This is a genomic window from Stenotrophomonas sp. WHRI 8082 (genome assembly GCF_040223995.2).
In the GTDB taxonomy this organism is placed as follows: Bacteria; Pseudomonadota; Gammaproteobacteria; order Xanthomonadales; family Xanthomonadaceae; genus Stenotrophomonas.
In genome coordinates, this window is the sequence record NZ_CP167826.1 from 4007641 (window position 1) to 4031997 (window position 24357).

The 24357-nt window shown below is 66.2% G+C and carries 24 protein-coding genes; 12 read left to right on the forward strand and 12 right to left on the reverse strand.

The genetic code is table 11. The annotated features are described in order from the left end of the window. The first annotated feature begins 102 nt into the window (after nt 1-102). Nucleotides 103-1194 carry an alpha/beta hydrolase fold domain-containing protein gene (locus ABRP17_RS17655; RefSeq protein ID WP_349984297.1) on the forward strand — a complete coding sequence of 364 codons (1092 nt, stop codon included), beginning with the start codon at nt 103-105 and terminating at the stop codon, nt 1192-1194. Nucleotides 1195-1218: 24 nt separating this feature from the next. Here ABRP17_RS17655 and ABRP17_RS17660 read toward each other — a convergent pair whose 3' ends face one another. Beyond that, the gene (locus ABRP17_RS17660; RefSeq protein WP_188323965.1) at nt 1219-1647 is read right to left on the reverse strand and encodes a YqaA family protein; all 429 of its coding nucleotides are present in this window, start codon (nt 1645-1647) and stop codon (nt 1219-1221) included. Nucleotides 1648-1733: 86 nt separating this feature from the next. On the opposite strand from ABRP17_RS17660, the gene xth reads away from it, so the two are divergent. Beyond that, nucleotides 1734-2537: an exodeoxyribonuclease III gene (gene xth / locus ABRP17_RS17665; protein ID WP_349984295.1), complete on the forward strand. Its 804-nt coding sequence runs from the start codon at nt 1734-1736 to the stop codon at nt 2535-2537. On the opposite strand, the gene ABRP17_RS17670 is transcribed toward xth, so the two are convergent. Both ABRP17_RS17670 and ABRP17_RS17675 read right to left on the reverse strand, forming a co-directional pair. Beyond that, on the reverse strand, nt 2515-3960 hold the full coding sequence (locus ABRP17_RS17670) for a UdgX family uracil-DNA binding protein (protein ID WP_349984552.1): 1446 nt from the start codon (nt 3958-3960) through the stop codon (nt 2515-2517). The two genes, xth and ABRP17_RS17670, sit on opposite strands and share 23 nt — an antisense overlap. Before the next feature lie 2 nt (nt 3961-3962). Further along, entirely contained in the window at nt 3963-5240 is a 1278-nt protein-coding gene (locus ABRP17_RS17675; protein ID WP_349984294.1) for a putative DNA modification/repair radical SAM protein, read from the reverse strand. A gap of 160 nt (nt 5241-5400) precedes the next feature. On the opposite strand from ABRP17_RS17675, the gene cho reads away from it, so the two are divergent. Continuing rightward, nucleotides 5401-6261 carry an excinuclease Cho gene (gene cho, locus ABRP17_RS17680; RefSeq protein ID WP_349984293.1) on the forward strand — a complete coding sequence of 287 codons (861 nt, stop codon included), beginning with the start codon at nt 5401-5403 and terminating at the stop codon, nt 6259-6261. Nucleotides 6262-6321: 60 nt separating this feature from the next. Here the strand turns inward: cho and ABRP17_RS17685 are convergent, their stop codons facing one another. After that, nucleotides 6322-6732, reverse strand: a complete 411-nt coding sequence (locus ABRP17_RS17685) for a DUF350 domain-containing protein (RefSeq protein ID WP_188323968.1) — start codon at nt 6730-6732, stop codon at nt 6322-6324. A gap of 162 nt (nt 6733-6894) precedes the next feature. On the opposite strand from ABRP17_RS17685, the gene glgX reads away from it, so the two are divergent. Beyond that, the gene (glgX, locus tag ABRP17_RS17690; protein ID WP_349984291.1) at nt 6895-9024 is read left to right on the forward strand and encodes a glycogen debranching protein GlgX; all 2130 of its coding nucleotides are present in this window, start codon (nt 6895-6897) and stop codon (nt 9022-9024) included. Between the two features lie 99 nt (nt 9025-9123). On the opposite strand, the gene ABRP17_RS17695 is transcribed toward glgX, so the two are convergent. Both ABRP17_RS17695 and ABRP17_RS17700 read right to left on the reverse strand, forming a co-directional pair. Beyond that, nucleotides 9124-9333, reverse strand: a complete 210-nt coding sequence (locus tag ABRP17_RS17695) for a DUF378 domain-containing protein (RefSeq protein ID WP_223202831.1) — start codon at nt 9331-9333, stop codon at nt 9124-9126. 224 nt (nt 9334-9557) lie between these two features. Beyond that, nucleotides 9558-10052 carry a TspO/MBR family protein gene (locus ABRP17_RS17700; protein ID WP_188323970.1) on the reverse strand — a complete coding sequence of 165 codons (495 nt, stop codon included), beginning with the start codon at nt 10050-10052 and terminating at the stop codon, nt 9558-9560. Nucleotides 10053-10201: 149 nt separating this feature from the next. Between ABRP17_RS17700 and ABRP17_RS17705 the strand changes: the two genes are divergently transcribed. Together ABRP17_RS17705 and ABRP17_RS17710 are read left to right on the forward strand one after the other, a co-directional pair. Further along, nucleotides 10202-10549 (forward strand): hypothetical protein, encoded by a 348-nt coding sequence (locus tag ABRP17_RS17705; RefSeq protein WP_349984290.1) that lies wholly within the window; start codon nt 10202-10204, stop codon nt 10547-10549. A gap of 79 nt (nt 10550-10628) precedes the next feature. After that, a complete protein-coding gene (locus ABRP17_RS17710; RefSeq protein WP_349984289.1) occupies nt 10629-11681 on the forward strand; it encodes a nitronate monooxygenase in 1053 nt (350 codons plus the stop codon). 1 nt (nt 11682) lies between these two features. Here ABRP17_RS17710 and ABRP17_RS17715 read toward each other — a convergent pair whose 3' ends face one another. Further along, a complete protein-coding gene (locus ABRP17_RS17715; RefSeq protein WP_349984288.1) occupies nt 11683-12369 on the reverse strand; it encodes a hypothetical protein in 687 nt (228 codons plus the stop codon). 454 nt (nt 12370-12823) lie between these two features. Between ABRP17_RS17715 and ABRP17_RS17720 the strand changes: the two genes are divergently transcribed. The 4 genes from ABRP17_RS17720 to ABRP17_RS17735 all read left to right on the forward strand — a co-directional run bounded on the left by ABRP17_RS17720 (nt 12824) and on the right by ABRP17_RS17735 (nt 15915). Next, a complete protein-coding gene (locus ABRP17_RS17720) occupies nt 12824-13204 on the forward strand; it encodes a response regulator (RefSeq protein WP_192079573.1) in 381 nt (126 codons plus the stop codon). 67 nt (nt 13205-13271) lie between these two features. After that, on the forward strand, nt 13272-14084 hold the full coding sequence (locus ABRP17_RS17725; protein ID WP_192079571.1) for a glucose 1-dehydrogenase: 813 nt from the start codon (nt 13272-13274) through the stop codon (nt 14082-14084). 119 nt (nt 14085-14203) lie between these two features. After that, complete coding sequence (locus tag ABRP17_RS17730; RefSeq protein ID WP_349984286.1) at nt 14204-14620, forward strand: DUF2231 domain-containing protein; 417 nt, start codon at nt 14204-14206, stop codon at nt 14618-14620. Then, nucleotides 14617-15915 carry a sorbosone dehydrogenase family protein gene (locus ABRP17_RS17735; RefSeq protein ID WP_192093584.1) on the forward strand — a complete coding sequence of 433 codons (1299 nt, stop codon included), beginning with the start codon at nt 14617-14619 and terminating at the stop codon, nt 15913-15915. The genes ABRP17_RS17730 and ABRP17_RS17735 overlap by 4 nt, the downstream gene beginning before the upstream one ends. Before the next feature lie 86 nt (nt 15916-16001). Here ABRP17_RS17735 and ABRP17_RS17740 read toward each other — a convergent pair whose 3' ends face one another. The 3 genes from ABRP17_RS17740 to ABRP17_RS17750 form a co-directional block, all read right to left on the reverse strand. Further along, nucleotides 16002-18800, reverse strand: coding sequence for a PAS domain-containing protein (locus ABRP17_RS17740; RefSeq protein WP_349984284.1), 2799 nt, complete (start codon nt 18798-18800; stop codon nt 16002-16004). A 199-nt stretch (nt 18801-18999) separates the two neighbouring features. Continuing rightward, nucleotides 19000-19680, reverse strand: coding sequence for a type 1 glutamine amidotransferase domain-containing protein (locus tag ABRP17_RS17745; protein WP_349984283.1), 681 nt, complete (start codon nt 19678-19680; stop codon nt 19000-19002). 102 nt (nt 19681-19782) lie between these two features. Continuing rightward, nucleotides 19783-20391 carry a TetR/AcrR family transcriptional regulator gene (locus tag ABRP17_RS17750; RefSeq protein ID WP_349984282.1) on the reverse strand — a complete coding sequence of 203 codons (609 nt, stop codon included), beginning with the start codon at nt 20389-20391 and terminating at the stop codon, nt 19783-19785. 210 nt (nt 20392-20601) lie between these two features. On the opposite strand from ABRP17_RS17750, the gene ABRP17_RS17755 reads away from it, so the two are divergent. Further along, nucleotides 20602-21096, forward strand: a complete 495-nt coding sequence (locus ABRP17_RS17755) for a hypothetical protein (protein ID WP_349984281.1) — start codon at nt 20602-20604, stop codon at nt 21094-21096. On the opposite strand, the gene ABRP17_RS17760 is transcribed toward ABRP17_RS17755, so the two are convergent. Next, nucleotides 21075-22388, reverse strand: coding sequence for a VCBS repeat-containing protein (locus ABRP17_RS17760; RefSeq protein WP_349984280.1), 1314 nt, complete (start codon nt 22386-22388; stop codon nt 21075-21077). The two genes, ABRP17_RS17755 and ABRP17_RS17760, sit on opposite strands and share 22 nt — an antisense overlap. Before the next feature lie 233 nt (nt 22389-22621). Here ABRP17_RS17760 and ABRP17_RS17765 point away from each other — a divergent pair, with 233 nt between their 5' ends. Next, the gene (locus tag ABRP17_RS17765) at nt 22622-22753 is read left to right on the forward strand and encodes a hypothetical protein (RefSeq protein ID WP_349984279.1); all 132 of its coding nucleotides are present in this window, start codon (nt 22622-22624) and stop codon (nt 22751-22753) included. Nucleotides 22754-22759: 6 nt separating this feature from the next. Here the strand turns inward: ABRP17_RS17765 and ABRP17_RS17770 are convergent, their stop codons facing one another. Further along, nucleotides 22760-24334: a carboxylesterase family protein gene (locus ABRP17_RS17770; protein WP_349984278.1), complete on the reverse strand. Its 1575-nt coding sequence runs from the start codon at nt 24332-24334 to the stop codon at nt 22760-22762. Nucleotides 24335-24357 lie beyond the last annotated feature (23 nt).

The window sequence follows — 24357 nt, forward strand, 5'->3', positions numbered from 1 at the left end:
CTTCGGCCCTTTGCGGTACGTCAGCCTGCCCGTTGCGTTACGTCCAGCCGACTGAAGTCGGCTCTACAATGGCGTGCTCAGCCTCATCCGGAAAGGACACCGATGCACGACTCTGCCGCCCGATTCGCCGCTGCCTCACTGCTCCTGCTTGGCCTGCTGGCATCGCCCCTGCATGCCGATGAAGGGACGCGCAGGGTGCAATCCTTCGACCTGCCCGTGTCACCGTATCTCAGCGAACCCGCGCAAGCGGCCGTCCGCGGCTCGGTCACGCATCCGGACCCCACGGCGAAAATGGACAATGCGGCGGTCCTTGCCGGTCTGGCCAGCCTGCGCAAGGGCGCCGACGAGTGGGCGCGCGGTGAGATCATCGGCCTGCGCCAGCGCTATCCGGTGGATCTCTTCGAGGAGACCTGGAACGGCGTGCCGGTGGTGCGGGTACAGCCGCGCAACGCGCCGAGGGATCCGGCACGGCAGCGTCTGCTGATCGAACCGCACGGCGGCGCCTTCGTGTTCGGCCGGGCGGACACCCTGGGGTTGCTGGAAGCGATCCCGCTTGCGGCGATGACCGGGGCTACCGTCGTCGCCGTCGAGTACCGCAAAGGGCCGGAGCATCGCTTCCCCTCCGCCAGCGAAGATGTCGCCGCGGTCTACCGGGCCGCACTGGAACGTTATTCACCCGCGCACATCGGTGTGTTCGGCTGTTCGGCCGGCGGCGTGTTGACCGGCGAGTCGCTGGCCTGGTTCGCGAAGGAAGGCCTGCCGATGCCGGGCGCGGCGGGGCTGTTCTGTGCGGCCGGTGATGCGCGCTACGGCGGCGACTCCCGGTATGTCGCCGCCGCACTGAACGATGCGCTGTTACCCGACACCGACGGCCGCCTGCCGATCATGGAAGACCTCTACTACGGCGACGTCGATTTCCGTGATCCGCTGGTGTCACCGGTCTTCTCCGATGCGGTGCTGGCGCAGTTTCCGCCGACCCTGTTCATCACCGCGACCCGCGCAGCCGAGCTGAGCGCGACTTCCTATACCCACTCGCGCCTGATCGACCTGGGTCGCGAGTCGGACCTGCACGTGTGGGACGGACTGGGTCATGCCTTCCATCTGGATGCGCGCCTGCCGGAGAGCCAGCAGGCTTACCGCGTGATGGCGCGATTTTTCGCCCGCCACCTGGACATGACCGCGCCAACGCCGTGACCGTTCGCCAGGTGCGATGCGGCGCTACATCAGTCCCAGGGTCACCAGCGCGAGCACCGTGTAGCGGCCGCCCTTGGCCAGGATCACCAGCGGCAGGAACACCCGCAGGGGCTCGCGCATCACCCCGGCCACCAGGGTGATGGGATCACCGATCACCGGCGCCCACGCGAGCAGCAGCGACCAGCGTCCGTAACGGCGATACCACGCCTGCGCACGTTCCCGCTTTGCCCCCGAAAGCGGGTACCACCGACGGTTCTCCAGACGCTGTGCCTGCCGGCCAAGCCACCAGTTGACCAGCGCGCCCAGCACATTGCCGACGGTCGCCACGAGCACCAGCAGCAGCGCCGGGTGGCTGCGATCCAGCAGCAACGCCACCAGCACGGCTTCGGATTGGGCGGGGATCAGGGTGGCGGCGACCAGCGCCGCAAGGAACAGGCCAAGGAGAGCAAGCATCCGCACATTCTAAGCGCGTGGGTCATCGCGTGACCTTCAGGCGGAGTGGGTCAGGCTGCCATCGCCGCTTACCGCACAGGCCCGCCATGCCACGCTCGCGCACACTCAGGATCGCCACCTTCAACGTCAACGGCATCACGACACGGCTGCCGCATCTGCTGGCATGGCTGGAGAAGGAACAGCCCGATATCGTCGCGTTGCAGGAACTGAAGGCGACCGATGCCGCCTTTCCGCGCGCCGCCATCGAAAGCGCGGGATACGGGGCGATCTGGCAGGGCCAGGCCGCATGGAATGGTGTCGCCCTGCTGGGCCGCGACACGCAGCCCATCGAAAGCCGGCGCGGCCTGCCGGGAGATCCATCCGACACCCAGAGCCGCTACATCGAAGCGGCGATCCACGGGGTGATCGTCGCAGGAATCTATCTGCCGAACGGCAACCCACAGCCGGGCCCGAAGTTCGATTACAAGCTGGCATGGATGCAGCGGCTGGCCCGCCATGCCCGCACGCTGGTGGCGCTCGAGCATCCGGTGGCCATCATCGGCGACTTCAACGTGATCCCCACGGACGACGATGTGTACGACGCAACGTCATGGAAAAAAGATGCCCTGATCCAACCGGCCGTGCGCGATGCCTACGCGGATCTGCTGGCGCAGGGCTGGACCGATGCGCTGCGACAGATCGTCGGCGAGGAGCGGATCTACACGTTCTGGGATTATTTTCGCCAGCATGCCGAACGTGATCGCGGCCTGCGCATCGACCACCTGCTGCTCAACCCGGTGCTGGCCAGCCGACTGAAAGCGGCCGGCGTGGACCGCTGGGTGCGGCTGCAGGAGAAAGCCAGCGACCACGCGCCTACGTGGATCACCGTCAAGGCGCCGGCGCGTCCTTGACCTTGCGCAGATCCTCCAGCAGCACCTGATAGGCGGCCTCACGCGCCGGCCCGTCACCCTGGCGCAATATCCAGGAGGGATGCACCGTCACCAGCGCCCGTGTGCCATCGTGCAGGGCATGCCACTGCCCGCGCCCCTGGCTGAAGCGGAAGGCCGAGCCCAGCAGCGCCGATGCCGCCGTCGCACCCAGGCAGACGATGACATCCGGACGCACGTGTTCGATCTCGGCGGCTACCCATGAACGGCACGCTTGGACGTGCTCGCGGTCCGGCCGCTGGTGCACGCGCACCTTGCCACGCCGCTGGAAACGGAAATGCTTTACCGCATTGGTCAGGTACAGCGCCGAGCGCTCAATGCCGGCCTCGGCCAGCAGCTGGTCCAGCAATTGTCCGGCCGGTCCGACGAAAGGGCGGCCGCTCAGGTCCTCGCGGTCGCCGGGCTGTTCACCGACGAGCATGATCCGCGCACCGGCAGGACCCTCGCCGAATACCGTCTGCGTGGCCGGCTCCCACAGCGGGCACTGGCGGCAGGCCGCGGCGCGTGCGCGCAGCGTCTCCAGCGACCCGGCTTCGGCAGGCGTTGGCGGCAGGGGAACCGGTGCCTGGGGGATCCGCCGCTGCGGTTCCTGCGCCTGGCGCGCATGCATCTCTTCCACACGCGTGCTGGCGTCGCGCACCAACGTGGGCAGCAGCGAGACCTCCGGCAGGTGCTTCCAGTACTTGACCGGCATTTCCTGCCGCATCATTCGTTCGTTCAAGCGCGCGGGGTTGAAGATGCTGGCGTAATACGTCCGCCAGAGGTCTTCCCGCGAGTCATCCGCCGGTGCGTCGCTGCGCTTCGCGCCGCCACCGAAGTGCAGGGCGGTGCCGTCCCAGTGCACGCTGCGCGACGGGGTCAGGATCGCCCAGCGCATGCCGGCAAAGCGCCGCGCGAAGAACGGAGCGACCCGATCCACGATGTGGTGATCGGGCTCGAACCAGGCGATGAAGGCATCGTCCTCGCCCGGGACCTCGCGGAAACGCACGAAGGCTTTCATCTTGTGCGAGTCGCGGCGCACGGCCTGGGTCAGGGCGTTGGCCCGCAGCACGTCGGCGTCGGTCGGATTGGACAGCACATCGCGCTGGCCGCGGCCGATGCGCCACAGGATGCGGTACAGCAGAGGCAGCCGTTGCGCATCCCGGTGACACAGCACCGTGGCGGCGAGCTCCAGGAACACTTTCGAGACGCGCAGCACCGGGGCGGCGGCCGGGTCATGCGACGGCAGCGCCCCGGCAAGATCAGGGGCATCCAACAACGAGGCATCGCCGCCTTCCAGCCAGTCGATCTGCTCCGGTGCCACCCCCGCCGCCAGCCCGATGCGGGCCGCCGCACGCCATGCATCCAGCGACCACGGCGGATCGATGCGCGCGGTCCAGCGTTGCACGTTCAACTGACCAGATTCTCGCCGAACAGCGAACCCTGCCGAGGCGGCGGGGCCAGGCTTGCGCGCAGGCTGGCCGGATCGTCCAGCCGCCGGTGCGGGTGGTGGTCCAGCAGCTGCACGAACGGCAGCAGCTTGCGCATCGGCGCGCGCAGCCGGGCCACGTCGGCCACGCGGAGGCGGCCATGGCGGCGGGCCATCAGCACCCGCTTCACATTGCGCACGCCCAGGCCGGGCACGCGCAGCAGCAGTTCTTTCGGGGCGATGTTCAGATCCACTGGAAACCGATCCGGATGCCGCAGCGCCCAGGCCATCTTCGGGTCGATGTCCAGATCGAGCATCCCGTCCTGCGTGGTATCGGTGATCTCTTCGATCCCATACCCGTAGAACCGCAGCAGCCAGTCGGCCTGGTACAGCCGGTGCTCGCGCTGCATCGGCGGCGGCTGCAGCGGCAGCGCCTTGCTGGCATCGGGGATGGGGCTGAAGGCGGAGTAATAGACCCGGCGCATGCGGTAGTTGCCGTACAGCTGGTCGGACGTGGTCAGGATGTCGCGATCACTGGCACCATCCGCGCCGACGATCATCTGCGTGCTTTGCCCGGCCGGCGCGAACCGCGGCGCGCTCTTCTGCACGCTGCGCGTTGCCGCCGCAAGGGCAGGGCGGGCGCGCTCTTCCTTGGATTCCTCGATCCGCCAGCGCAGTTCGCCCATCGCACCGCGGATGGACGGCATGGTTTTCTCCGGCGCGAAAGCGGCCAGCCCGGTTTCGGTGGGCAATTCGATGTTGATCGACAGGCGGTCGGCATATTTTCCTGCTGCCGCCAGCAGCTCCGGTGATGCTTCGGGAATGGTCTTCAGGTGGATATAGCCGGCGAAACGGTGCTCTTCGCGCAGCTGCCGCGCCACCTCCACCATATGTTCCATCGTGTAGTCCGCGCTGCGGATGATGCCGCTGGAAAGGAACAGCCCCTCGATGTAATTGCGTTTATAGAAATCCAGGGTCAGCGCCACCACTTCGGCCACCCGGAAACGCGCACGCGGCACGTTGCTGGACACGCGGTTGACGCAGTACGCGCAGTCGTAGATGCAGAAGTTGGTCAGCAGGATCTTCAGCAGCGACACACAGCGGCCATCAGGGGTATAGCTGTGGCAGATACCGGACCCTTCCGTGCTGCCGATGCCGCCGGACTTGCGCGAATCCCGCTTGCCCGCGCCACTGGAGGCGCAGGACGCATCGTATTTCGCGGCGTCGGCGAGAATCTCGAGTTTGCGGAGGGTTTCCATGACACCACGCTAGTAATGGCCGGTCTCATCAGATGAGACGGATGAACCAATGAATCTGAATATTTCAGCTGACCAGCCGCCATGCCGGCGTCACGCGTTTTGATCGGAACACGAATACCCGGCAGGTGTTAGTATTCCTACTAAATCACCGCAATACAATATGCCGACCTCCGCTTCCACCGCCCGCCGCGCCTCCCGCGCCGCCACCTATCTCTACCCCGAGCACCTGCGCGACGTCGTGCAGCAACTGCCGCGGACCCCGGGGGTATACGTTTTCCACGGACAGGACGGCGGCCTGCCGCTGTACATCGGCAAGAGCATCAATATCCGTGGGCGGGTGATGGACCATCTGCGCACGACCGAAGAGGCCGATCTGCTGCGGCAGACCCGGCACGTCACCGCGCTGCCCACGGCCGGCGACTTCGGCGCGCGGTTGCTGGAGGCCCATCTGATCAAGCGCGACCTTCCGCTGTACAACCGGCTGCTGCGTCGGCTGCGTCGCCAGTTCAGCCTGCGCTTGTACCGCGGAACGGTGAGCGTGGTGCACTCCGGTGATCACGATCTGGCCACGGCACCGATGCTGCATGGCCTGTATTCCAGCGAACGGGCCGCCAAGGAATCCCTGCGCCGGCTCGCCGACGATCACCGCCTCTGCTATGCACTACTGGGCCTGGAACGGTTGCCGGCCGGCCGCGCCTGTTTCCGGTCAATGTTGGGGCAATGCCTGGGCGCGTGCAGTGGACGCGAGCCGCTGGACGCGCACGAACAGCGGCTGCGGGGCGCACTGGAGCGGCTGGAAGTATCGGCGTGGCCGTATGGCGGGAAGGTGGCCGTGGAAGAAAGGGGGGAGACCATGACCCAGTTCCACGTCGTCGAGGGGTGGCGCTACCACGGCAGTGCACCCAGCCTGGCCAAGGCCAAGCGACTTCGCGCGGAGCCCGGCGAGTTCGACCGGGACACCTACCGCATCATCAAGCAGGGGTTGGAAGGTGCCACGATGGCGGTCCATCCGCTGGCGTGACACCGGATGCCGCACGCTGCGCCCGCTGGACAAGCAGGCGCTCGCACGGATCCGCGGTGCTCAGGGCACCATCGCAGCGGAATTGACCAGCCCCACCGCGATGGCAACACCAGCGGAGAACCAGCCGGCACTCTCGTTGCCGGCATCGATCTGATCCGGGCCACGGCGGGTGATGATCGCGCGGGAGATGCCGAAGGCCAACATCTGCATCACGACGGCGATCGCACACCAGATGGCGGCATCCACCAACGACACCGAATTGCTGATCACCGAGTTGATCGGCAGCGCCAGCCCGATCAGCGCGCCGGCCAGGCCGATGCCTGCCGCCTTGTTGCCTTGGCGGATCAAGGTGATTTCCTTGTGCGGGGTGATCAGCGCAACCAGCGCGATGGCCAGCAGCAGGATCAACAGCCCCATGCCCATGAAGGCGGCGAACGCGAGGAAAGACTGGCCGGTGATGACGTAGGGCATGGATATCCTTGGGAGGTGATGAAAAGGCAGGCAACCAACCTACCGTATTTCAACGCAGCACGTGATCGGCGCGCCATCGACCGATGACGCAGCCTGCACGCGCGACAGCAGAATCTTGCGCCTCCCAGGCCGCACTTCCGCCGCCTGCCCAGCGAGCAGCCCATGCGCGATACCGTCCACGCCCGTTACGCCACCCCATCACGTGTCCGTGAGGGCCGGCCCTTTCCACAGGGCGCCACCTTCGATGGCAAGGGCACCAATTTCGCGCTGTTCAGTGCCCATGCAACCCGTGTCGAGCTCTGCCTGTTCGATGAATCCGGCAACGAAGAACGCATCGAGCTTCCCGAGTTCACCAACGAAACCTGGCACGGCTACCTGCCCGACGTGAAGCCGGGGCAGCGCTACGGCTACCGTGTGCACGGACCCTATGCGCCTGCCGAGGGACATCGTTTCAACCACCACAAGCTGTTGCTTGATCCGTACGCACGCGAGATCGACGGCGACCTGACGTGGGCCGATGAACTGTACGGTTACACCATTGGACACCCCGACAAGGACCTGAGCTTCGACGAGCGTGACAGCGCGCCGTTCATGCCCAAGGCGGTCGTGGTGCACGACGACTACGACTGGGAAGACGACCAGCGGCTGCTGACGGCGTGGAACAGGACGCTGGTGTACGAGACCCACGTGCGCGGTTTCACCAAACGCCATCCCGCCGTGTCTGCCGAGCTGCAGGGCACCTGCGCCGGGCTCGCATCGGAGGCGGTGCTCGATTACATCAAGGGCCTGGGCGTCACCGCGGTGGAGCTGCTGCCGGTGCAGGCTTACCTCGATGACCAGCATCTGCTGGACAAAGGGCTGCGCAATTACTGGGGCTACAACACACTGGCATTCTTCGCCCTGAAGAGCCGCTACCTCGCCAGCGGCCATCGCGATGAGTTCCGTGACATGGTCAAGGCGATGCACCGGAAGGGCCTGGAGGTGGTGCTGGACGTGGTCTACAACCACACCGCCGAAGGCAACGAACTGGGCCCCACGCTGTCGTTCAAGGGCATCGACAACGCAACGTACTACCGCCTTGCCGATGACAAGCGTTTCTACATCAACGACACCGGCACCGGCAACACGTTCAACCTGAGCAACATGCAGGCCATGCGCTTCGTCAACGACTCGCTGCGGTACTGGGCAGAAGACATGCACGTGGACGGCTTCCGTTTCGACCTCGCCACCATCCTGGGGCGGGAACCCAGTGGATTCGACCAGCGCGGCGGCTTCCTCGATGCCTGCGGGCAGGATCCGGTGCTGTCGCAGGTCAAGCTGATCGCCGAGCCGTGGGATTGCGGGCCGGGCGGTTACCAGGTTGGCCGCTTCCCACCGGGCTGGGCGGAGTGGAACGACAAGTTCCGCGACAATGCACGCAGCTTCTGGAAGGGCGACGAGGGCATGCTGGCGGAGTTCGCCACGCGCTTCACCGGCTCGGCGGATCTGTTCGACCGACGCGGCCGCCGACCGTGGTCCTCGGTCAACTTCATCACCGCCCACGATGGCTTCACCCTGCGCGACCTGGTCAGTTACAACGAAAAACACAACGTCGCCAACGGCGAAGACAACAACGATGGCTCGAATAACGATGCGTCCTGCAACTACGGCGCGGAAGGCCAGACCGACGATGCGGGCATCAATGCGGTGCGCGAGCGGCAGATGAAGAATCTGCTCGCCACGCTGTTGCTGGCGCAGGGCACGCCGATGCTGCTCGCCGGCGACGAGCGCGCGCAGACGCAGGGCGGCAACAACAACACGTACTGCCAGGATAACGAGACGGCGTGGATCGACTGGGAGCGGGACGCGAGCGACGGACGCCTGGCTGACTTCGTACGCGAACTGACCGCTCTGCGCAGGCGCTACCCGATTCTGACCCGTGGTCGATTCCTCAACGGTCAGTACAGCGAGCAGGCAGGGGTCAAGGACCTGACGTGGCTCAATCCGAGCGGCGAAGAAATGCAGCCGGGCAACTGGGAAGACGCGGGTGCGCGTTCGGTCGGGCTTGTTCTCGAAGGCAAGGCACAGCATTCCGGCGTACGGGAGCATGCCCACGACGCCACCCTGCTGATCCTGATCAACGCCTGGCACGAAGGGGTGACCTTCAAACTGCCGGACGACGAGGCCACGCCCCTGCATTGGAAACTCGAGCTGTCCACCGACGATGCGCTGGACCGGTCATCAGTGCCGAAGGGTTCGACCGAATTCCTCGCCCCGCCGCGCAGCGTCACCGTGTTCGAGTGCCGCAGCTGAAAAAACCATCGCGGAACCCGGTAGCGCCGAGCCACGCTCGGCGAGCGCAGCGGAACCGGCAACCCCATCACAGCCGAGCCCACGCTCGGCGGATCTGTCTCAGACCAGCTGCGCCTTCGGTTTGTGCGTGGCCAGCCACACCGTCTGCCACAGCCCGGACAGGCCGATCAGCGCATACACCGCGCGCGGCCAGGCACTTTCCGCACCGCACACCATCCCGACCAGATCCACCTGGAACTGGCCCTGCAGGCCGAGGCAGATGGCGCCGAACAGCACCATGATCAAGGTCGCGATGTTGAACGCTCGCACGGCAGGGTCCCCGGTTATGTCAGTGTGATGGGGCCATCGTGGTGGGCAGGATGTCTCAGGGTCGTGAGCCGGGCTTCACGTGCTGCCAACGCAGGGGGGTCAGGGCAGCGCGCTGCACCGGTAGCGCCGAGCCACGCTCGGCGGCCTTTCGATCCAGGCACCGCGCACACCCGACACCGACCGCGCAGCGCACTCGCCGAGCGTGGCTCGGCGCTACCCTCTGCTCAGCCGAGCAGACCCGGATTGGCGCGCCAGACCGCCCAGTTCAAGGCCGAGGCAAACGAAATCCACGCCAGGTAAGGCACCAGCAGCAGGGCAGCAAACCGGCTTGCCCGCCAGAAGCCCGCCATGGTCGCCAGCAGCACGAGGATCAGCAGCACGATGTCGGCGAAGGCAGGACCGCCCATCCGCCAGCCAAAGAACAACCAGCTCCACAACCCATTCAGTGCCAACTGCACGACGAACAACTGCAGGGCGCCACGCTGTGCACGCCAGCCCCCTCGGCGCCACACCAGCCACGCCGAGAGGCCCATCAGCAGGTAGAGCACCGACCACACCGGTCCGAACACACCGGCGGGCGGCGCCCACGACGGCTTTGCCAGCGCCGCATAGAATTCACTGGCCGACACCGAGGCGGCCGCGCCCACGGCGGCGACAAGGAAGCACAGCAGGAGCCAGCCGAGCAGGGCCAGCAATGGACGTTTCGGCGGTCGACGCATGGTGCACCGAATATCAGGAGGGCAGGGCAGCGCAGCATCGCACGTGCGCCAGCGCGGCGCCTCCACCCCGCCTGCACGCCTGTGTCCACCTGCACTACACAGCACGCTGCCTATGCTCTGTCCACACCCACCGCAGCGGCCGACCGACCATGATCCCCACCTCCTACTGGCGCAAGAGCTGGGGCACGTTCGTCAGGCCCAATTCCGGAACCTTCGATATCCTCGACATCTCCTGCCTGCAGGAACCGGCATCGCAGCGCATCGTGCATCTGTACGCGCTGCAGGTGCAGTGCATGGAGTGCCAGCACGGCTTCGATGCCCGTGATGGCCACGGCATCAGCACGGTCACCGGGGCGCGCGTCCTTCGTTGCCCGCAGTGTGCCGCCAGCCAGGCCGTTGCGAACACCGAGCTGGTGCGCTTCGCGAGCAGCTCGACCTCGTCAGCGCGCCCACGCAGCGCCGCGTCGACGCAGCCCGCTCTGGCCATGGCAGGCTGAGGGGACTACGTCGCGGCGGCGACGCATCTGCGAAATAATAGGACCTTCGTAACGCAACGCAGCGAAGGACCCGACGCCCATGCTTGATCTGATCGCGCAGCTCGGCCTCACCCATCCCATCATCCAGTCCCCCATGGCGGGCGTGTCGACGCCGCAGCTTGCCGCCGCAGTCAGCAACGCGGGCGGCCTGGGCTCACTGGGGATCGGCGCAAGCACCGTGGCGCAGGCCCGCGAAGCCATCGAGGCTACCCGGCAACTGACCTCGCGCCCCTTCAACGTCAATGTGTTCTGTCATGCGCCGGCCACGCCGGGCTCGGCGCGCGATGCGGCGTGGATTGCCGCGCTGACGCCCTTGTTCAAGCAGCAGTCGAGCGAGCCGCCCACGCAGTTGCGCGAGATCTATCGATCTTTCCTGGGCGACGAGGAGAGCTTCCAGCTGCTGCTGGACCTCAAGCCGGCCGTGGTGAGCTTCCATTTCAATGTACCCCCGCCCGCACAGGTCGGCGCGCTGCGCGCTGCAGGCATCATTACCTTTGCGTCGGTGACATGTGTCGAGGAAGCAGCGCAGGCGACAGCCGCGGGTGTGGATGTGCTGGTGGCCCAGGGCCACGAAGCCGGCGGTCATCGCGGCATGTTCGATCCTGACGCCTTGGATGAAGCGCTCAGCATGCCGGTGCTGGTCCGCCGGCTGGTGCGCGACGCGACACGGCCGGTCATCGCGGCCGGAGGCATCATGGACGGGCAGGGCATCCGCGCGGCGCTCGACCTCGGCGCGGTGGCGGCGCAGCTCGGCACCGCGTTCGTACTGTGCCCGGAGAGTGCGGCTGCGGAAGGCTATCGGACGGCGATGAAGGGTCCGGGCAACGCGCACACGCGGATGACGCGGGCGTTGTCAGGGCGCCCGGCGCGCGGCATCGTCAACCCGCTCATCGACTACGCCGACACCCTCACCGACGCCGACCCGGCGGACTACCCGCTGGCCTACGACATCGCAAAACAGCTGTTTGCTGCTTACGCCGCCCAAGGACGGACGGACGTCGGCGCGTTCTGGGCCGGGCGGGGGGCTCCATTGGCGCGCGAACTGCCTGCGCAGGCCCTGGTCAGCCTGCTGGCCGAGGAAATGACACGCTGACTCAGCGCTGCCAGTACACCGCAGGCAACAGCGCCTGCAGTTTCTGCTGCGCCTCCTCGATCGTGAACGGTGGCGTGAGGGGCGGATCGTACACCTCCGGACGGGTCCCCTTGACCAGCAGGTCGATGGCAACACACTGTCCGCCGTGCACGGCACGGTAGCTGTCAGCGGACACGTAGTGGCTCATCGCCGCATCACCGGCGCGGAAGTGGGTGAACGGGACGCCGCCGATCTCGACCTGCCCAGCGGCAGGGCCGGTGGATTCGGCGGGCAGCTGCAGGCAGGCCGCCATCGATGATGGATCGGCACTGACGCCGATGCGCATGGCAGCGGTAGTGACCTCGTTGGACCCATCCAGTACGACCGCGACCACGCGGCGACCTTCGCTTCCCGGTTCGGCGAAGAGCTTCCAGCTGCCAGGTGTGAGCGCGCCGGACTCCACGTCGGCCCCGACGCGGGCGCCAGGCACCGGGCGCAGCGCGAGCCCGGACGCCTCATCGACGAACGCAGGCTGCACGACAGCCGGACGTACTGCCGGAACCGGCGCAGCGGGGGTTGAGGCGTTTGCCGCTGCAGCCTGATCGCCCGGTTCCTCGTTGACGCGGTCCGGCGCTGCGTTGCAGCCGGCAAGCGCCGTTGCCGTGGCGATCAACAGGCCGGCAGCCACCGTGTGCGATTGTCCCATCATCAGAAGCGTCCACCTTGATTTTGATGCAGAGCCACATCCTACGCAGGGCAGGCGTGCTCGCAGGGAGAAAGCGCCGATGGCGGCGTCCGCGCGTGGGTTGAACCGACGGTAGAGCCGACTTCAGTCGGCTGCTCTCGCCTTGGTAGAGCCGACTTCAGTCGGCTGCGTGCAAAAACAGCCGACTGAAGTCGGCTCTACCAGACCGCAAAAGCAGCCGACTAAAGTCGGCTCTACCAGAGAGCAAAAGCAGCCGACTGAAGTCGGCTCCACCAGAGCGCGCTAGACCGCGAAAGAGCGCGAACGAGCGCGGAAACAGGGCGCGAAAGCAGCCGAGCGGAAGCAAACGCACCCGGCGCACGTCGGTTCAACCGCCGAACCCAGCGACAACGAGGCGTGAAGATACTCCCGCACGCCATCACGCCATGAACTACCGCAATGCGGGACACTCGTCCGCATGGACACACATGTTTCGCTAAGCCCCGATGCGCCGCGCATCCTGGTGGTCGAGGACGAAATCGAGCTCTCGATCTTGATGCAGACCATCCTCACCGGTGAGGGTTACGGTGTAGAGCAGGCCTACTCGCTCTCAGACGCGCTGCATTCCATCGATGACGAAGCCTTCGATGCGGCGATCCTTGACGTTGAACTGCGCGATGGCGTCGTGTTTTCGGTAGCGGATGCATTGAAAGCGCGCGGAATCCCCTACTTTTTCCTGTCGGCTGTCTACAAAGGCCTTGTGCCGCGCGCACATCGCGATGCGCGGTTCCTCAGCAAGCCGTATGAGATCGAAGAGCTGAAGCGTTACGTCGCCGAAAGCCTCAGCGGCGTCAACTGAAAGCACCCGCACACGCAGCAGACATCGGCTCGGGCACGATCAGTCCATCTCCCTGGAACGTGCCCCCATGCCTGCAACCCACACTCCGCTTGCCCAGCACGTGGCCATCGTCACCGGCGCCAGTTCCGGCATCGGACTCGCCGTGGCCGAGGCCATGGCAGCCGCCGGTGCCGCCGTGGTGATCAACTACCACTCGCAGGAAGCGCCGGCAGACGACCTGGCCGAGCGCATCATCGCCGCAGGCGGACGAGCCACGGTGATCCAGGCCGACGTCGCCGATGAAGCCGATGTGGCACGGCTGTTCAACGAGACCGTGGACGTGTACGGACGCGTGGATATCGTGGTGTGCAATTCGGGCGTGCAGAAAGACGCGGCGATCGCGGACATGACGCTCGAGGACTGGAACACGGTCATCGACGTCAACCTGACGGGGCAATTCCTCTGTGCGCGCGAAGCAGTCCGGCACTTCCGTCGGCAGCCCCGCAGCGGCAGGCCGGCGCGCAGTGCGGGCACGGTCATCGCCATGAGTTCGGTGCATGAAATCATCCCGTGGGCGGGTCATATCAACTACGCCTCCGCCAAGGGCGGCAGCCGGATGCTCACCCGTTCGCTGGCACAGGAGGTGGCCGCGGATGGTATCCGCATCAATGCCATCGCGCCGGGCGCGATCCGCACCCCGATCAACAAAGAGGCGTGGGAAACCGAAGCCGCGCTGGAGAAACTGCTGCGCCTGGTGCCCTACGGTCGCATCGGCGAGCCGGAAGACGTCGCCCGTGCAGCGGTCTGGCTGGCGTCGGACGACGCCGACTATGTCACCGGCACCACGCTGTTCGTCGACGGTGGCATGTCGCTGTATCCGGAGTTCCGCGACAACGGCTGAGACCGATGGGGCAGGGCGCGGCGCTGGCGATGGACGTTGGCGCGGAAGAGGGCATTGCCGTCACAACTGCAGTGGCAGCATGGGGCACCTTCCCAGACCCTCTCCCCAAGGAGCCTGCCATGGAATCAACCGTCGTCGTGACCCGAACCCGGGTCATCCATCCTGTCCACGCTGCCGTGCTCGGCGGGGTCTTTCCGCTGTTCCTCGGCGCCTTGCTGGCCGACTACGCCTATTGGAGCACTTACGAGATCCAGTGGAGCAACTTCGCGGCGTGGCTGCTGGTGGGCGCGATGGTGATGACCACCCTGGCACTGCTGGCCGGCATCGTCGGCCTGGTTCGCGGCAGCCGCCAGCTGCCTTATGTGATCGTGCTGGTGGTGACCTGGCTGGTGGGCTTCTTCGATTCGCTGCACCATGCGCGCGATGCGTGGGCGATCATGCCCGGCGCTCTGGTGATGACCGTCATCGCCACCCTGCTGGCCTTCGTGGCCACCTGGATCGGCTTTTCCACCCTGCGCGCGGGAGATGTCCGATGAGCCGCCAGATCGTGAAGATTCTCAGCGTGTCCGTGCTTGCCGCTTCAGTGGCCGCCTGCAGTGGCAAAGCCCCGCAGATGGACCAGTACGGCCAGAATCCTGAGCTGCCCAAGCCCAACCGCACGTTGATGCCGGACATGACCATTGCCAAGCCGGCACAGTGGGGGGATCGCGTGCCGACCGTGCCGGCGGGATATCGCATCGCCGCCATCGCGACCGATCTGAATATTCCGCGGCAGACGCTGGTGCTGCCCAACGGTGACATCCTGGTGGCCGAAGGGCGCGGCGGCAGTGCGCCCAACCTGAAACCGAAGGACGTGATCGCCGGTAAGATCAAGGCGAAGGGCAACACCCAGGTCAAGAGCGGAAACCGCCTGACGCTGCTGCGCGATGCCGATGGTGATGGCGTCTACGAAACCAAGACCGTTTACGCCGACAAGCTCAATGCGCCGTATGGCCTGGCGCTGATCGGCAACGCGTTGTACGTGGCCAACCAGGATGCCCTGGTGCGGTTCGAGTACAGCGAAGGCCAGACCCAGGCCAGCGGAGCGCCGACCAAGGTCACCGACCTGCCGTCAGCGATCAACCATCATTGGACCAAGTCACTCACCGCCAGTGCCGATGGCCGGTATCTGTACGTGGGCATCGGCTCCAACAGCAACATCACCGAACGCGGCATGGCCGCCGAAGTGGACCGGGCGGTGGTGTGGCAGATCGACGCGCAGAGCGGCGCGCACAAGACCTACGCGACCGGCATTCGCAACCCCACGGCGCTGGCCGTGCAGCCCGGCACCGGCACGGTGTGGGCGGTGGTCAACGAGCGCGATGAGATCGGACCGAACCTGGTGCCTGATTACCTGACGTCCGTGCGCGAAGGCGGCTTCTACGGCTGGCCCTACAGCTACTGGGGCAAGAACGTGGACACCCGGGTGATGCCGCAGAATCCTGAGAAGGTCGCGTCTGCGCTTACACCGGATTACGCACTGGGCTCGCATGTCGCGGCGCTGGGCGTCTCGTTCTCCACTGCCACGATGGGCGCGAAGTTTGCGGACGGTGTGTTCGTGGGTGAGCACGGCAGCTGGAACCGCAACCCGCCGGTCGGCTACAAGGTGGTGTTCGTTCCGTTCCGCGATGGCCGCCCGGCCGGTGAGCCGATCGACTTTGTGTCCGGGTTCCTCGGCGAAGACGGCAAGACCCGCGGTCGCCCGGTAGGGGTGACGGTGGATCCGCGCGGCGCACTGATCGTCGCCGATGATCTGGCCAACACCATCTGGCGCATCACCCCGACCCAGTAAGCGGTAGCGCCGAGCCATGCTCGGCGACGCGGAAACCGGATACCGCCGAGCACGCCTCGGCGCCACACCCTGGCCAGCCCGTCCGCTCAGTGCGGGCTGTCCAGCACGGTCTGCAGCCGGGTGGCCAGTTCGTCCAGCGTGAACGGCTTGCCGATCAGGTGCACCCCCGAATCCAACACGCCGTCATGCACCAGTGCGTTGCGGCTGTAACCGGTGGTGAACAGGACTTTCAACGCCGGCCGCCGCCGGCGCGCTTCATCGGCCAACTGCCGTCCGTTGATTTCCGGCATCAGCACATCGGTGAACAGCAACGCGATGTCCGGGTGCGCGTCCAGATGCTTCAACGCCGCGCTCGCGCCGTCAGCGGCCAGCACTTGATAACCGAGCTCGGTCAGCGCGTCGATGGAAAACTGGCGCACGCCGGGCTCGTCATCGACCACCAGCACCCGCTGCTGCTGCCCAGCGGGCATCGGCGGCTTCACCAGCACAGGCGAAGCTGGCGCCGCATCGACGACCGCCGAAAGCCGGGGCAGGTACACCCGCACCGTCGTACCTTCACCCAGCGCCGAGACGATGCGCACGTGTCCAGCCGATTGCTTGACGAAGCCGTACACCTGGGACAGCCCGAGCCCTGTGCCCTGGCCGACCTTCTTGGTGGTGAAGAACGGATCGAATGCCTTGCCGATGACCTCCGGCGACATGCCGCTGCCGTTGTCCGCCACGCTGATCAGTACGTAGTCGCCTGCAGGTATGCCGGCATGCACTTGCGACGAATCGTCCGGCAATGTGCAGTTGGACGTCTCCACGGTCAGTCGGCCACCGCCTGGCATCGCATCGCGCGCATTGACGGCCAGGTTCAGGACGACGTTCTCCAACTGGTTGACGTCGGCGAAGGTGCTCCACAGCTCGGCGGCAAGCACGGTCTGCAGGCGGATGCTGCTGCCCAGCGAATGCACCAGCAGGTCCGACATGCCCGCCACCAGTCGATTGGCGTCCACCGGCACCGGCTGCAGCGGCTGCTGGCGTGAGAAGGCCAGCAACCGTTGGGTCAGCAGCGCCGCGCGGCGCGCCCCTTCGATCGCCATGTCGATGTAGCGCTTGGAGCGCTCATCCTCATCGCCCACCCGCATCGCCAGCAGGTCCAAGGGGCCGATCACGGTGGCCAGCATGTTGTTGAAATCGTGCGCGATGCCGCCGGTCAACTGGCCCACGGCTTCCATCTTCTGGCTCTGCCGCAGCGCATCCTCCACCCGCGTGCGCTCGGCCACTTCCGCCAGCACACGGCTTTCCAGTTCTTCGTTCAGTTCTTTCAGCTGTGCGTCGGCATGCTTGCGCGCGGTGACTTCGATGGCCACGCCCAGCACCCGCACGCAGCGGTTGCCCTCAAACATGCCGCGTCCCTTGGCGGCCACCCAGCGGACGACGCCGTCTTCCTTGCCAACCGTCCGGTACTCCACGTCGTACAGGGCGCGTCTCTCGGGATCAGCGGCAGCGTGGAACGCCGCGGTTGTCGCTTCACGGTCCTGCGGGTGGATGCCCTCGTAGAAATCACGCAGGGTGACCTCGACGTGGGCGGAAATGCCGAACATCGCCTTGGTCCGTCGTGGCCAGATCAGTTGATCGTGCATCAGGTCCACGTCCCAGAAGCCCATGTCGCCGGCCTCGGTGGCGAAGCGCAGACGTTCCTCGCTCTCGGCCAGCGCGGCCTCTGCCGCCTTGCGGCTGGTCAGATCGAGCATCGCGCCAATCATGCGCTGCGGCGTGCCAGCGGCATCACGCAGCACCGTGCCCCGGTCCAGCACGGAGGCATACGTGCCATCGGCTCGCTGGAAACGGTACTCGCCGGACCATGCGGAGCGATCGCTGTCGATCACCGCATGGATGTCCGCATCGACGCGCGCCCGGTCATCGGGGTGGATGTGGTCGATCCACCACTGCGCCGTGGTCTCGCTCAGCACATGGCCAAACAGCGTCACCAGCGCCTCGTTCCAGATCACCTGGCCATCGCGCATGCGCCAGTCCCAGATCGCATCGTTGGTGGCCTGGGCAGCCAAGCGGTAACGCTCCTCGACTTCAAGGTGGCGTTCCTCTGCCGCCTTGCGGTCGGTGATATCCAGGGAGGTGCCGATGAGCCCCACCACCGCGCCGTCCGCATCGCGCAGGGGGGCCTTGGTCGACAGCCAGAACGCACGCCGACCGTCGGGGAAACTGACCGCCTCCTCCAGTTGCTCGGAGCGGCCACTGCGCATGACGCGCTCGTCGGTCGCCATCAGCGCGGCCGCCTGCGCCGGGTCGCTCAACAGCTCGGCGTCGGTGCGGCCGATGTACTGCTCCGGGGGCAGGCCGATCAACTCGGTCGTGCCTCGGTTGCCGATCAGGATCCGCCCTTGGCGGTCCTTTGCGTACACCACACCGGGCGCTGCTTCGACGAACGAACGCAACAGGGTCTGTGCCTGGTCACGCTCGATTTCCATCCGGCGGCGGTCCTCGATGTCGATCAGCACGCCGGGGAATCCCACGGGCCGGCCGTCGGCGTCCGTCTCCACACGGCCCGCCGCTTCGATCCAGCGGTACGTGCCGTCCACGCCGCGCGTGCGGTACTGGTGGATGTAACGTCCGCCGCGCTCGAGCGCATCGGCGACTGCAGCTTCCAGACCGGCCTGATCGTCGGGATGCACGCGCTCCACCATCTGCTGCAGCGGCAACTCGCTGCCGGCCAACGAAGCATCCAGGCCAAAGGCCTGCGCAAGCGCGGCGTCGACGGTCAACCGGTCACGCTGCACATCCCAGAACCAGGTGCCGATGATGGCGCCGGCGGCCAGTGCCAACCTCACATGCTCGGCGTCGCGCTCGCTTCGGCGCTGGGGGGAGTCGGAAGGATTCAAGAAGGTCTCGCGCTGGCAGCTGTCGTCAGGGACCCGCGCACCCACCTGCGGCCAGACCGGCCGGGGTGTCGCAATCAGGCTGCCTAGATTAGCGCCGCCGCCCCCTGCGATGGAACTGTTTTCGGTAGCCACGCGGGGCGACCGGCGCGGCGACCTTGCTGGCTGTCCAGCCAGGTCGCCGCGGTTTTCCGGGAGGGCGTTATTTGCCGAGCTGCTTGATCAGCACCGCTGCGGTTTCTGCGGACGATGCCGGATTCTGGCCGGTGATCAGCAGCCCATCACGCACCACGTAGGAGCCCCAGTCCGGACCCTTGGAGTAGTCACCACCGGCTTGTTTGAGCATGTCCTCGACCAGGAACGGCACTACATCGGTCAGCCCGACGCCATCCTCTTCGGTGTTGGTGAAGCCGGTGACGCGCTTGCCGTTCACCAATGGTTGTCCGTCGGCTGCTTTGACCTCGCGCAGCACGCCCGGCGCATGGCAGACCAGGGCAACCGGCTTGTTCGCTGCGATGAAGGATTCGATCAAAGCGATGGAGTGGGTATCTTCGGCCAGATCCCACAGCGGGCCATGGCCACCCGGGTAGAACACCGCATCGAACTCGGCCGCAGACACGCTGTCCAGCCGCACCGTCGCGGCCAGCTGCGCCTTGGCCTCTGCGTCGGCGTGGAAGCGGCGGGTGTCATCGGTCTGGGAATCCGGCTCGTCGCTTTTCGGATCCAGGGGCGGCTGACCCCCCTTCGGTGAGGCGAGCACGATCGTTGCCCCAGCGTCCTTGAAGGTGTAATAGGGCGCGGCCAGCTCTTCCAGCCAGAAGCCGGTCTTCTTGCCGGTATCGCCGAGCTGGTCATGTGAGGTGAGAACCATCAAAACGTTCATGCGTATCTCCTACTGTAGATGTGCAAAGTAGACCAGTCGTCTTGTACGCTGGCGTGAAAAAAACGCTGCACCGTGCAGCGTCAAAGAAGTCCATCGCCGGACTCAGGAAGCGGGGCGATGTATCAGCTGATCCGTCAGGGCCTGTGCCTCGTCGAATGGGCGGTCCGTGCGCACGATCTTCACCATGATGCTGGCGCCGAGCCATAGCTGATAGAGGCCCTGCGCGACCGAGTGCGGACTGCCATCGATGGTGAGTGAGCCGTCCGCAACACCCGCCTCAAGCGCTGCAGCAAGCCGCTCGATGATGCCCGCGGTGCCACGCAACAGGGCAGACCGCATGCTTTCGGACAGATCCGCGACTTCGGCGCCAAGCTTCACCGCCAGGCATCGGCCCTGGCAGTCATCGGACGCCTGGCTGGCCCGCCACGCCTGGAAATAGGACGCCAGTTGCTGCGCCTTGCTCTGGCCCGGCTGATGAAAGATCAGATCCATTTCGCCCAGATAGGCGCTGAAATAATCCTCCAGCATCGCTTCGCCGAAGGCTTCCTTGGACCCGAAGTAATGATAGAACGAGCCCTTCGGCACACCGGCAGCGACCAATACCTCATTCAGTCCGACTGCGGAGAAGCCTTTCCCACCCATGATCCGCCTGCCTGTGGTCAGGATCTTTTCACGGACATCGACACTGGCAGGGGAGGGCGCGGAGTTCATGGGACCCACCTTACGCCACATTAGACCGGTCGTCTAGTCGCACTCTGTGCGCCACGGTAGCGCCGAGCCACGCTCGGCGGACACCGTCAGCACCCTCGATGCCGACGACATTGCACAAAGACAAAGCGGCAGGCTACGCTCCGGGCACTCCGCATTCATGCCTGCCTGCGGCAGCGAGACGCGTGCAGGCGCCAGAGTGGGGGATTCACGATGTATCAAACGCTGCTCGCGCTGGTGCTGCTTGAAGGCGTACTGCTGGTGCTCTGGTGCCGACCGTGGTGGTCGTGGGGCGTGACCCTGTTCAGCCGACGCATACCGGTGCCGCCCTCGCTGCTGCTCGACTTCCCCGACACGCGGCTGCAGGCCGACCTGCAGTCTGAGCAATGGCCAGACCTGCTGGTGCGCCGACTGGATCGACGGTCCTTTGCGTTCCGCGAAAGCTTCGGATTCCATTTCGGCTGGCGCTATCCGCCGATGATGCGCGGACTGATTCTCGTCGACGTGCAGCGGCGTGAACTGCGGATCGTGGGGCGCTCCAGCTGGACGGTCCTGTTCGTGGTCGCCAGCTTCATTCCTGCGCTGGCGGTGGCCCCCGGCGGCGTCGTGGTGGTTGCGCTGATTTTCGCTGCAAGCTATCTGGTGCAACGGCACCGCTTCCTTGCGGTGGAGGCGGCCATCCGCGGCTATCTGGATCCTCGCGCATAGCCCTGCGTGTCGGTCAGCAGCAGGCGGGCCTGCGTACCCCAGCCGCCGATCAGCACATCGGTGCGCCCATCGCCATCCAGATCGCCTTGTCCCATGCTCCAGCTGCGGCCCACGGTGATGCCTGGCACCACGTCCAGCGTGACATCCGTGAAGGTGCCTTTGCCGTCGTTCTGCCACGCACGCAACTGCAGCGGCACGAAGCCCGGAACCTGGATGGCGCCGACCAGCAGGTCCGGATGGCCATCACCGTTGAAATCCACGACCGTGCCGGCCCAGCTGGAGAACGTATGCGTGGGCAACCGCACAGCCGTTTCATCCAAGAACCGCCCCTTGCCGTCGTTGATCAGCAAGCGGGTCTGCGGATCTTTCTCCCACGCCGCATTGTTGCTGGTGATGTTGAAGAACACGATGTCCGGGCGCCCGTCGCCGTTGACATCCGCCACGTGGACCTCGCGTGTCTCCATCGGGACCCGTAGATCCAGGCGCTGCGACTGATCGCTGAAACGCCCCTTGCCATCGTTGATCAGCAGGCGGTTCGGGTGGGCGGGGCTTGCGAGCACGATGTCGAGGTCGCCGTCGCCATCCATGTCGGCGAACGCCACGCCTTCTGTCTGGTCTTCGCGCTGCGGCAGGTGGCTTTTACTGGCATCGATGAAATGTCCGGGACGCTTGGCATCGTTGAGCAGCAGCACGTTGCGCGAACGCGCAGCCTCGGCACGGGAGCCGCCTTCGGCGGTGCTGCCGATGAAGATGTCCGGCAGGCCATCCCCGTTGAGGTCCCCCACGGCCAGGCCATTGCCCTGGCGGCCGGTGGGCAAGCGATCACTGGCCTCGGTGAAGCCGCCTTTGCCATTGCCAAAGAACAGTTGATGCCGTGCTTCGTCTTCGGCAACGAACACCACATCGACCTGGCCATCGCCGTTGAAATCAGCGGCGCGCACATGCTCGTTGTCCGCCCTGCGCGTGCCGAACACATCGGGCACGTAGCGCAGGCGGCCGCCTCCGTCATTGAGGTACAGGCGGTTGACGCCGTGCTCCACCGATACGACCGCATCCAGGTCGCCGTCGTTGTCGACGTCCACGAAGACCGAGTCGGTGGAGTGCAGCGCGGGTGCCAGCGGTACGTGGGTCGCGGTGGCGTCGACGAAGACCGACGAGGGTGCTTCGTGGATCAGGCTGAAGGCGTGGGTGGCCGGCGCGTGATCGGGGCGATCCTGCGCCACAGCGGTCGCGGTGAAGAGCAGGGTGGCGACGCACGGCGCGAGATGGAACGGGGATGCGATCCGGAGCAAGGCAGCTCTCCAGTAGCGGAATCAGGGTTCACCGTAACGCGTCACGGAAGCAGGCGAAAGGCCGCGGGTGAGGGCTGACGGGCACTGGTAGCGCCGAGCCGTGCTCGGCGGCTTCTTGCGGAACGTCCGCTGCGCTCGCCGAGCACGGCTCGGCGCTACCAAGCGGAAAACCCCGCTGCGCTCGCCGAGCGTGGCTCGGCGCTACCATGGGGCACGGACCGGGAGCACGCATGATGAGCAGCACGGGATGGTTGTGGGTGGTAGTGCTGGTGGTGATCCCGAAGGTGATCGTGGTGACCTGGGCCGTGCTGCGTGCGCGGCGGCAGGCCAGACGACCCGCCACCCGTGACGCATCACATAAATAACCTCAATCAGGGGCGACGCGCGATTTCGATTTCCTGCCCGCCCCAGGCTTCCCGACGCGCACGGTCAGGATCCTGCTCCACGCGATCGGTCCGGTCCATGATCAGGGTAGGGCGCTGAGGTAGCACGTAGGTTGGCCACTCGCTGCCAGGGTCCCCCTCGCGGACGAACGCAATCCAGCGCGAACGCATCCGCTCGGCGAGCGCCCGCCGTCGGCCTGTCAGCGGGCCACCCCGGAGCGCACCGAACACCACACCGTCCAACGGCCACAGGAACGTCAGGTCCACTGCATGCGCGGCCCCAAGGAAAAGCCCGCCATAGTCGAAGCGATACACCCATGCGCGGCGTCCGCGAGCGACGTGCCGCTCGGCGAAATGCCGCGTGGGCATCTGGAAGTTGGCGTCGGTGCCCAGGTCACGGTTGCCGGCCCGCGTGTCCGGATAGGTGGCCGCGATGCGGCCAGCAGCGGTTTTTCCCAGCAGCCAGCCCACCTGGGCCAGCAGCTCACCGCGCTCGCGCAGCAACATGGTGCGTGCACCCGGAATCTCGAAGAAACGTATTTCATCCCGCATCGCACCCACCAGCAGCGGGATGTCGGGCGTCTCAGCCAGCAAGGCCGATTCAAACGAAGCGGGCAGCAGGTCGCCGTCATAGATCGGCGCGGCTGGGATCATGCCGGGGAACGCGTCGGCGACCTGCGCCTGCGCGTCGAGCAGGCGGGCGACCGGCACGGCCTCCAACGCCGCACGACTCTCGGCCGCAGTGCCCAGCAGTTCGCGGTAGCGCGCTGCCAGGCGTGCTGCTATCTGCTGGTCGTGAAGCAGGTTGAGCGATCCACTCTGCATGATGGCAGCGCGGAACAACGGCTCGATCCCCCGGGCCACCATCAGCAAGGCAACCGACGTCGACCCCGCCGACTCACCGACCACGGTCACCTGCGCCGGGTCACCACCAAACAGCGCGATATGGGCCTGCACCCAGCGCAAGGCGGCGATCTGATCGTGCAGCCCACGGTTGTTGGGGATGCCCAGTGCCGAGAAATCCGCGAAGCCGATCGCACCCAGCCGGTAGTTGAGCGTAACCACCACGATATCGCCGCCAGCGGCCAACTCGTGGCCCGGATACACCGACCCTGCACCCGTGCGGAACCCACCGCCGTGGATCCACACCATCACCGGGCGTTGCTTGCCGTCCGCTGCGGGTGACCAGACGTTGAGGAAGAACGGGTCATCGGATTCACTGCGCGCGCCGCCCGCGCCTTTCTCCTGCGCGGCAGCCGCGCCGAACGTGGTGCAGGCCACGGGGGCGGCCGGCAGCGGCTCCACGACGGGCAAGCCGAAGCGCGTCGCGCGTGCGTAGCGGATACCCCGCCACGCCGCCACGCCATTGTCGCGGTGGCCGGTAAAGGGGCCGGCCTGCAGGCCCGCAGTGGTAACCGACCTGCGCGTTTCGTCGGGTGGCGTCACGCTGCTGGAGGCGCGCCCACCCAGCCGTGTCGAACAGGCCAGCAACGGCGCAGCGGCCATCGTCATCGCACCCGCACGCAGAAAGCGGCGGCGTGTCTCCAGGTCGGTCTGCGGCACAGGCGGCACTCATCAAGGCAGTC